General features: G+C 71.9%; 8 protein-coding genes and 1 pseudogene. 4 read left to right on the top strand and 5 right to left on the bottom strand.

Features of this window, described 5'->3' with window-relative positions:
- On the top strand, positions 1-803 hold an 803-nt coding region (locus K6I33_RS26230), incomplete at its 5' end, for an SDR family NAD(P)-dependent oxidoreductase (RefSeq protein ID WP_229357005.1).
- 17 nt (positions 804-820) lie between these two features.
- On the opposite strand, the gene K6I33_RS26225 is transcribed toward K6I33_RS26230, so the two are convergent.
- The 3 genes from K6I33_RS26225 to K6I33_RS26215 are packed head-to-tail and all read right to left on the bottom strand — an operon-like array spanning position 821 to position 3,372.
- Positions 821-1,483 (bottom strand): methionine ABC transporter permease, encoded by a 663-nt coding sequence (locus K6I33_RS26225; protein WP_229357004.1) that lies wholly within the window; start codon positions 1,481-1,483, stop codon positions 821-823.
- Complete coding sequence (locus tag K6I33_RS26220; RefSeq protein WP_229357003.1) at positions 1,480-2,490, bottom strand: methionine ABC transporter ATP-binding protein; 1,011 nt, start codon at positions 2,488-2,490, stop codon at positions 1,480-1,482. Before K6I33_RS26220 ends, K6I33_RS26225 begins: the two co-directional genes overlap by 4 nt.
- A 3-nt stretch (positions 2,491-2,493) precedes the next feature.
- Positions 2,494-3,372: a MetQ/NlpA family ABC transporter substrate-binding protein gene (locus K6I33_RS26215; protein ID WP_229357002.1), complete on the bottom strand. Its 879-nt coding sequence runs from the start codon at positions 3,370-3,372 to the stop codon at positions 2,494-2,496.
- A 224-nt stretch (positions 3,373-3,596) separates the two neighbouring features.
- On the opposite strand from K6I33_RS26215, the gene K6I33_RS26210 reads away from it, so the two are divergent.
- Positions 3,597-4,505, top strand: a complete 909-nt coding sequence (locus tag K6I33_RS26210) for a 2OG-Fe(II) oxygenase (RefSeq protein ID WP_229357001.1) — start codon at positions 3,597-3,599, stop codon at positions 4,503-4,505.
- Between the two features lie 6 nt (positions 4,506-4,511).
- Here K6I33_RS26210 and K6I33_RS26205 read toward each other — a convergent pair whose 3' ends face one another.
- Positions 4,512-5,186 (bottom strand): response regulator transcription factor, encoded by a 675-nt coding sequence (locus K6I33_RS26205; RefSeq protein ID WP_238492071.1) that lies wholly within the window; start codon positions 5,184-5,186, stop codon positions 4,512-4,514.
- Positions 5,187-5,193: 7 nt separating this feature from the next.
- Positions 5,194-7,260 carry an ATP-binding protein gene (locus K6I33_RS36420; protein WP_229356999.1) on the bottom strand — a complete coding sequence of 689 codons (2,067 nt, stop codon included), beginning with the start codon at positions 7,258-7,260 and terminating at the stop codon, positions 5,194-5,196.
- Positions 7,261-7,477: 217 nt separating this feature from the next.
- On the opposite strand from K6I33_RS36420, the gene K6I33_RS26195 reads away from it, so the two are divergent.
- Both K6I33_RS26195 and K6I33_RS26190 read left to right on the top strand, forming a co-directional pair.
- A complete protein-coding gene (locus K6I33_RS26195; protein WP_229356998.1) occupies positions 7,478-8,539 on the top strand; it encodes a radical SAM protein in 1,062 nt (353 codons plus the stop codon).
- A gap of 34 nt (positions 8,540-8,573) precedes the next feature.
- Positions 8,574-9,098 (top strand): annotated as a pseudogene (locus K6I33_RS26190) (lantipeptide synthetase); the annotation flags it as partial.

The following is a 9,098-nucleotide window of genomic DNA, read 5'->3' as shown; positions in this document are numbered from 1 at the left end:
AGGGCCGGGACGCGGGGCGGGCGCGGCGGGCGGCGGAGGACATGGCGGGCGAGGTGCCGGGCGCGCGGGTGCGTCCCGACATGCTGGACCTCGCCGATCTGGCCTCCGTGACGGGCTTCGCCCACCGGGTGGAGCACGGCGGGCGCCCGGTCGACCTGCTGGTGAACAACGCCGGGGTGATGGGCATCCGGCACCGGGCCATCACCAAGGACGGTTTCGAGCTGACCGTCGGCACCAATCACCTGGGCCACTTCGCGCTCACCGGCCGGCTGCTGCCCTTCCTGCTGGCCGCGCCCGCGCCGCGCGTGGTGACGGTCAGCGCCGCGATCTCCCGCAGCGCGATCGCGGAACTCTCCGACCTCCAGAGCACCCGCAGATACCGCCCGCTGAACGCCTACGCCAAGTCCAAGCTGGCCAATGTGCTGTTCGCCCTGGAGCTCCAGCGGCGGGCCGACGCGGCGGGCGTCGCGCTGACGAGCGTGGCCGTCCACCCTGGCTTCAGCGCTACGGGTCTCCAGCGGCACGCCACCCGGCCCGTCCGTGCGCTGGCCCGCCTGCTGCCGGGGCACTTCGTGGGCCAGTCGGTGGATGCGGCCGCGCTGCCGGCGCTGTACGCGGCGACGGCGGAGGACGTCGTCCCCGGCGGCTTCTACGGCCCCACCGGCCGCTTCGAGACCCGTGGCGCCCCCGGCCCGGTGGACCTTCCCGCCCCGGCCGAGGACGCCGCGCTCGCCGCCCGGCTGTGGCGGACGTCCGAGTCCCTCACCCACGTCCGCTACCGCTGGCCGGGGGCCGGGCCCTGAACGCGGCGGGCCCTGCGTCACCGCCTGAGCACCTTGCGGGCCAGGAAGTTGCCCAGCAGCTGGGCGATCTGTACGAGGACCACGAGGACGGCCACCGTGACCACCATCACCGAGGTGTCGAAGCGCAGATAGCCGTAGGTCATGGCCAGGTTGCCCACTCCCCCGCCGCCGACGGTCCCGGCGACGGCCGAGAAGTCGATGAGGGCGACGAGCATGAAGGTGAAGCCCAGCACCAGGGGGCCGAGGGCCTCGGGGACCAGGACGGTGAGGAGGACGCGCAGTGGGCTCGCGCCCATGGAGCGGGCCGCTTCGACGACTCCGGGTTCGACGGACAGCAGATTGCTCTCGACGATCCGGGCGACGCCGAAGGTGGCCACGACCGTCATGGGGAAGATGGCGGCCTCGGTCCCGATCATCGTGCCGACGACTCCTCGGGTCACCGGGGAGAGCGCGACGATGGCGATGATGAAGGGGACCGGGCGGATGACGTTGACGAGGGTGCTCAAGGCGGCGAAGACCGCGCGGTTGTGGAGGATGCCGCCCTTGCGGGTGGCGTAGAGGGCGAGGCCCACGGCCATGCCGAGCACGGCGGAGAGGGCCAGGGTGACGAGGACCATGTAGACCGTCTCGCCGGTGGCGTCGACGACCTTGACCCAGAAGGTGTTCCAGTCGGCCTTCACCGGGCCACCGCCTCCGCCTTGCCGGTCAGGCGGGCCAGGACGGCGTCCACGTCCCGTTCGGCGCCGCGCAGTTCGTAGGTGACGCTGCCCAGCGTCCGGGCCTGGACCTCGGTGACGCCGGCGTGGGCGATCGTGAAGTCCACGCCGTGTTCGCGCAGCAGCCGTGAGAGGCCGTCGCCGCCGTCCACCGGGACGGTCACCAGGCGTCCCGGGTGGCGGGCGCGGAGCCGTTCCAGGGCGGCGGCGTCGGGCACGTCGTGGAGCGCGGAGCGGACGAAGGCCTCGGTGACGGGGTGTGCGGGGCGGGAGAAGACGTCGTGGACGCCGCCGGTCTCCACCACCTTGCCGTCGGCCATCACGGCCACGTGGTCGCAGAGCGAGCGGACCACCTCCATCTCATGGGTGATCAGCATGATCGTCACGCCCAGTTCGCCGTTGACGCGCCGGAGGAGGTCCAGGACCTCGCCCGTGGTCCGCGGGTCGAGGGCGGAGGTCGCCTCGTCGCACAGCAGCACGCCGGGTTCGGTGGCCAGGGCGCGGGCGATGCCGACGCGCTGGCGCTGGCCGCCCGAGAGCTGCTCGGGGTAGCGGCGGGCCTGTCCGTCCAGGCCGACGAAGCGCAGGACCTCCCCGGCCCGTTCGCGGGCCTCGGCGCGGCTCAGCCCGGACAGCCGCAGCGGGTAGGCGACGTTGCCGAGGACGGTGCGCGAGCGGAACAGGTTGAACTGCTGGAAGATCATCCCGATGGAGCGCCGGACCTCGCGCAGCCGCCGTTCGCCCAGGGCGCCGAGGTCCTGGCCGTCGACGAGCACGCTGCCGGAGGTGGGGGTCTCCAGGTGGTTGACGAGCCGCAGCAGGGTGCTCTTGCCGGCGCCGCTGTGGCCGACGACGCCGAAGACGCCGCCCCGGTCCACGGTCAGCGAGACGCCGTCGACGGCGCGGAGGCCGGCGCCTCCGCTCCTCCTGGCGGCCGGGAACACCTTGGTGACATCACGGAGTTCGATCACGGTTCAGCCCCGGTCCTGGCGCGTGAGGCGGTCGAGCTCGTGCCGCAGCTCGCCCTGGGGGATGTCGAGGACGTACCGGGCGCCGTGGGCCGACTTCCTGACGGCCTCCTGCACCGTGCGCGAGCGGTAGAGCTCGACGACCTTCCGGATGTTCTTGTTGTCCTTGTCCTTGGCGCGGGCGGCGATGACGTTGACGTAGGGGCGGGCGACGGCGCTCTCGGGGTCGTCGTGGAAGACGGCCTGCTCGATCCGGTAGCCGGCCTGTTCGGCGACTCCGGCGTTGATGACGGACGCGGCGGTGTCCTTGAGGGTGCGCGGGGTCTGCTGGGCGTCGACCGGTGTGATCTTCAGGTGCTTGGGGTTGTCGGTGATGTCGTCGGGGGTGCCGTAGATGCCGGCCTTGTCCTTGAGGCCGATGAGCTTGGCCTGGCGGAGCACGAGCAGGGCCCGGCCCTGGTTGGAGGGGTCGTTGGGGATCGCGACGCGCGCGCCGTCGGGGATGTCCTCCACCTTCTTGTGCTTGAGGGAGTACAGGCCCATGGGTGCCACGGAGGTGGAGGTGACGGGCACGATGTCGGTGCCGTTCTGGCCGTTGAACTTGCTCAGGAAGGCGAGGTGCTGGAAGGCGTTCAGTTCGATGTCGCCGTCGGCCAGGGCCTTGTTGGGCAGCTGGTAGTCGTCGAAGTTGACGATCTTGACGTCGATGCCCGCCTTCTTGGCCTCCTCGGCGAGGACGTCCCACTCCGGGTCGGCGCCGTTGACTCCGATGCGCACCCGGTCGCCGCCGGCCGCGTCCGGCATGCCGCAGGCCGACAGCAGGAGCGCGAGGGCGGCGGCGACGGAGGCCGCGGTGGCGCGGCGGCGGGAGAGGGAGATTCTCATCGGAGCTCATTCCAGGGAAGGAAGTACGGGGTGCTGTGCCGTTGATCGTAGGCACTCAACCCCAATTCACCTGGAAATGAAAGGAGAGATTCATATTCTCGCAATAGAAACAAGGAAGGGCCCGCCGTGGCGGGAACACCTCCCTTGCCGGGCGCGGCGCGCGGCGCTGCAATCGCCTCATGGTGACGACCCGACACAGACACCGCCCCCTCAACCATCCGAAGATGGCCACCGGGTTCGACCAGTTCCTCCACGCCCTGCGCGGCCGGAAGCCACGGCGCGCCGCCGGGCTGCCGGGCGAGCCGCGCTGGCGCCCCGAGTTCGTGGCACGGGACGCCAAGGGGCCGCGCCTGGGGCTCCAGGACTTCGGCTACGCCTCCCACGAGCTCAGCCGCGGCTACGGGGCGGTGGACGACACGGCGCTGGTCGGGCCGGTGCGGATCCTCACGCCGGAGGGCCTGGACTGCCTGACCGAGGTGTGCGACCGGCTGGAGAGCTCGGCCGGCACCGCCCGGTTCATCACCACCCGCCGGGTGCGCAACGCCGATCTGATGTCGGCGTTCATCAACAACATGATCCGTGACCGGGGCTTCCTGCTGACCTGCTCCCGGCTGGCGGGGGTGCCCCTGATCCCGCATCCGCTGCGGATCCCCACCGTGCAGATCAACTACTTCGAGGCCGACGGCCGCGCGGACATCGTCAAATGGCACCACGACGGCATGGACCACGTCCTCACCATCCAGCTCAACGGCTACGAGGACTACGACGGCGGGCGCTTCGGCTACTTCATGGGCCGCGCGGACGAGTTCACCGGCGCCCGGGAGGGCGATCCCCGGATCAGGGAGGCTCCCTGCGGGGAGCGCGGGGCGGCGCTGTTCCTCCACGGCAGCCGGATCTACCACGCCGTCACCCCGGTGACGCGGGGCCGGCGGGTGACGGTCGTCGTCTCCTTCCTCTGCCCGTACTTCGCCCGCCAGGACTCCAACACCTTCTGGCACCTGGCGGCCGACGACGGCATCCCGGCGACGATCCCGGGCTGGCTCCGGCTCAAGTGGCCGGTGCGGGACCCCGCGATGGACTACAGCCTGCGCGCGGGCAGCCCCGTCATCACCTGGGAGGACCTCCAGGGGTAGCGGGCCTCACACCCCCTTCCCCCGCGGCACGTGCCGCAGATAGGCGAGGACGGCGCTGACGCGCCGGTGCAGCTGGGGCTCCTCCGCGAGGCCGAGTTTGGCGAACGTGGAGTTGACGTGCTTCTCGATGGTCGACTCGGACAGGACGAGCTCCGCGGCGATGGCGCGGTTGGTCTTGCCCTCGGCCATGTGCCGCAGGACGTCGAGCTCACGGCGGGTCAGGCAGGCCAGCGGGGCGTCGGCCGCGCGGGTGTGGCTGCCCATCAGGACCTCCACGATGCGGGGGTCGACGACGGAGCGGCCCGCGGCCACCTCGCGCAGGGCGCGCAGGAGTTCGTCGAGTTCGCCGATGCGTTCCTTGAGGAGGTAGGCGAGGCCGTCGGTGCCGCGCCGGAAGAGGTCGAAGGCGTAGTTCTCGTCGGCGTGCTGGGAGAGCATGACGACGCCGATGCCGGGGTGGCCGGCGCGGATGGCGTGGGCGGCGGCGATGCCCTCGGTGTGGTGGCCGGGCGGCATGCGGATGTCGGCGATGACCGCCTCGGGGCGGAGCTCCTCGACGGCGTCGAGGAGCTCCGCCGCGTCGCCGACGGCCGAGACGACGGAGACGTCGCCGGTGTCCTCCAGCAGCCGGCGGGTGCCCTCCCGTACCAGGTAGTGGTCCTCGGCGATGACGACGCGCATCGGTCCCTCAGTCACGGATCTCCTCTCTGAGCCGCTCGGCCAGCCGGGAGCGGATCGTGGTGCCGCCCCCGGCGCGGCTGATGATGCGCAGGTCCCCGCCGACCGCCTCGATGCGGTCCCGCATGCCCGTCAGTCCCGAGCCCCGGGTGGTGTCGCAGGGGAAGCCCACGCCGTCGTCGACGACCTCCACCACCAGCCAGCCGTCGGAGCGCGTTATGCGGATGGTCACCCGGCCGGCCCGGGCGTGCTTGAGGACGTTCGTCAGCGCCTCCGAGACCAGGTAGAACGCCGACTCCTCGATGTCCAGGGCGAAGCGCACCTGGTCCAGGGAGTCGTCGACGCGCACGGTGACGGGGATCGGCATCCGCCGGGCCCGGGAGGTGACGGCCGCGACCAGGCCCTGGTCGGTGAGGACCGGCGGGTGGATGCCGTGGGCGACCTCACGGAGCTCGTCGATGACGCGGTAGGCGTCGTCCTGCACCTCGGTGAGCACGGGGTCGGCGTCGCCCCCGCGGGCCAGCCGGTTGCGGGCCAGGCGCAGTTTGGCTACCAGGGCCACGAGGTCCTGCTGGATGCCGTCGTGCAGCCGCCGTTCGATGCGGCGGCGCTCGCTGTCCTGGGCGTGGACGATCCGGGCCCGGGAGGCGTCCAGCTCGCCCGCCTGGCGCTGCACCTCCAGGACGCGGGTGGAGAGTTCGGCGGCCAGGCGCGCGTTGTGGACGGCGAGGGCGGCCTGCCGGGCCAGGGTCTCCACCAGGTCGTGGTCCTCGGGGGTGAAGCGGCCCGCGGCCTTGGGCCCGTACTCGATCAGGCCCAGGACGTCATTGCCGTAGCGCAGCGGGAAGCCGCCGCCGGCGCCGGCCGGGCGGTACCGGCCGGGGAGTTCGCCGGCGGTGCCCAGGTGGACGGGCAGGTCCCCGCCGCCGAGCCGGACCCGGGTCCAGCTCAGGGTCAGCCCCTGCTGGAGACCGGCCGCCAGCTGGGGCGCCAACCGGCTGAGGTCGTAGGCGTGTTCGAGGGCGCTGCCGAACTGGACGAGGAGTTCGAAGCCGCTGAGCCGCTCGCCGAAGACATGCCGCTGGGCCAGCCGGTTCAGCCGTTCCCGGACGGGCTGGAAGAGGGCGGTGGCGGTGACCGCGACCAGCACGGACAGCCCGATCGGGAAGTACTGGCCGGCCGTCAGCCCGAGCGTCATCGCCATGCCCAGGTACCAGCCGCTGATGATCAGCCACAGGGTGCCGTAGACGACCGAGCGCCGGATGACGATGTCGACGCCCAGGAGCCGGTAGCGGAAGGCGGCGTAGACGACGGACAGGGAGATCAGCACATAGGGCAGGGCCCCGAGCGCCGAGCCGACGAGGTAGAGGATGCCCGTCTCGCCGTGCCAGGGCCGGAACAGCCGCGAGGTGGCGCGGCCCAGGAAGAGGACGGCGGCCACGGCGGCCACGGGCAGCACCCCGGTGAGGTCCCGGTCCCCGGCGGCCCGGGCGCGCAGGCAGCGCAGCACCAGCAGCGCGGCGCCCACACCGGGCAGCCAGGCCTCGGGGTAGTAGAAGACCACGTACTCCACGATCCGTGTGGGCACGCCCGCCAGCGGCAGGGCGAACGGCAGGGCCAGCAGCGCCCACAGCGAGCGCAGCACGGGGCGTTCGTAGCGGAACCGGGGGCGGCCGTCGGGCAGCAGGGCGAGCAGGTGGACGACGAGGATGCTGACGGCGAGGTTGTCCCACTCGGTGGGCAGGACGAGGCAGGAGGCCGTCAGGGACGGCAGGCCGTTCTCGGGCGCGGTGAGGTCCCAGCCGAACGAGGTCGTCAGCAGCGCCGAGGTGCAGCGGATGCCGATGCTCACCGCCAGCGCGGCGCCGATCAGCAGCAGCCGGCGGGCGACCGGGCTCGTGGGGGCGTGCCACCACGCGAACAGGCCGGCGCAGTAGCACGGGAGGACGGAACCGAGGATCCACGGCAGGGTGACGGTGTTGTTCCGCAGCAGAAACGCTCCGGTGGTCACCGCCCACAGCAGGCACAGCCCGCCGGAGAACGCGGCGACCTGTATCGCACGGCCGTTACCCCTCACACGCACCCCTCACGCGCGACATTATCGAGGGCGCCCGGGTGCCAGTCCAGACGATCCCGTTCGGCGCGTATAGCGGAAAACCCCCAGTGGGATCGGAGGATTCCGGGGTACGCGCGGCGCTCCCGGCACGGCAGACTCGGTATTCCGGCCTTTACCGGCCCCGGCGGTCCCGGTAAGACGATCGACTGTGCGATTCAAGGAAAGCCGAAAGGGAACCATGAGCGTGTCTTCCGGTCCCGAGGTGGTCGTCTGGGACACCACCTATGCCTGTCCCCTGCGTTGCTCGCACTGCTATTCGGAGTCCGGCAGGCGGGCGCCGCGGCAATTGAGCCACGAGGACATGCTGCGGGTCGCCGACGCCCTGATCTCGCTGAATCCCCGGGTGGTCGCGCTCTCCGGCGGGGAACCCCTCGTCGTCAAAGGGATCTTCGAGGTCGCGGGGCGGCTCTCCCGGGCCGGGGTGCGCACCGCCGTCTACACCAGCGGCTGGATCATGGAACCCTGGATGGCGGCCGAACTCGGTTCGGTGTTCGACGAGGTGATCGTGAGCCTCGACGGGGCGACCGCCCAGGTCCACGACCGGATCCGGGGCCGGCGCGGCTCCTTCGACCGGGCGCTGAGCGCCCTCACCCAGCTCGACGGGGTCGCCCGGGAGCGCGCCCGGCGGGGGCGCTCGCCGCTGTGGTTCGGCATCGACTGCGTCGTCGTGCGCAGTAATTTCCCGCAACTGGACGAATTCTGCACGGCCATCGCCCCGCGCTTCCCGGAATTGCGCACGCTCACCTTCAACGCGGCCGTGCCCGAAGGGCTCGCCAGCCGCCCGGAATTCTGCCGCTTCGAACTCCTCGACGACGACCGGGTCGCCGAGTTGACGAGCGACGAACGGCGGGCCCGGCTCCAGCGGCTCGCGCCGGCCGGGGTACGGGTCTTCACCACCGACAATCAGAACCTCGTGATGCGCCCGGACCGTTTCGCCAGTGGCGTCGACACACTGGTGATGCAGATCGAACCGGACGGCGATGTCAGGGCACTGCCCGTGTACGAGGGCACGGTGGGAAACATTCTCCACGAATCCCCGCTGGATCTGTGGCACCGGGGTGTCTCCCGGCTCAGCGATCCCTTTGTCGTGGAAACGCTGTCGGCGGTGCGCACCATGCAGGACTGGGCGGCGGCCGTGCGCCGCATGGACTACCACTTCGGCTCCCCGGAGGTCCGTTCCCGTATCGAACGCCGCGCGGTCCGCACCAATCCCCCGGAGTTCAGCGCCCTCGCCCACTGACCCCCGGAAGTCCTCGCCCCGAAAGGGACGCGCCGTGCTGACCCCCAAGGCCGTGCTGACGCTCAAGGACTACGACCGCTTCTGCCTCGCCGACCCCGTCTTCTACGAGGTGCCCGAGCGCTACCCGGACGAGCACGAGAGGTTCGCGGCGGCCCGCCGGGAGCCGCCGAGGGGCTGGGAGCGGGGCGAATCCGGCTGGTGGATCACCCTGCGGCCCGGCCCGGCGGTACCGGAGGCGGGCTGGCGGATCCATGTGTCGGTGGCGCTGCCGGAGCTCGCCCGGGCCATCGAGATCGTCTGGGGGCACTGTGCGGCGCACACCCTGCCCTTCGACTTCATCCGCAGCCGCGCCACCGCCCGTGAGCTGGGCGGCGACCGCGCCGAGCCGCTGCCGGGCAACCGGCTGATCACCGTCCACGCGGGCGACGGGGCGACGCTCTCCCGAAGCCTCGACGAGCTCGCCGTCCTCCTCGCCGGGCTGCCCGGCGCGTACGTACCGGGCGCGCTGCGGCACGGCCCCGGCCCGCTGTATGTCAGCCACGGCCCTCCGGGCCGGGCG

The organism is Streptomyces sp. UNOB3_S3, from assembly GCF_020740895.1.
GTDB lineage: Bacteria > Actinomycetota > Actinomycetes > Streptomycetales > Streptomycetaceae > Streptomyces.
Note: the sequence above shows the minus strand (reverse complement) of the source record. Positions and strands in the feature narration are given on the sequence as shown.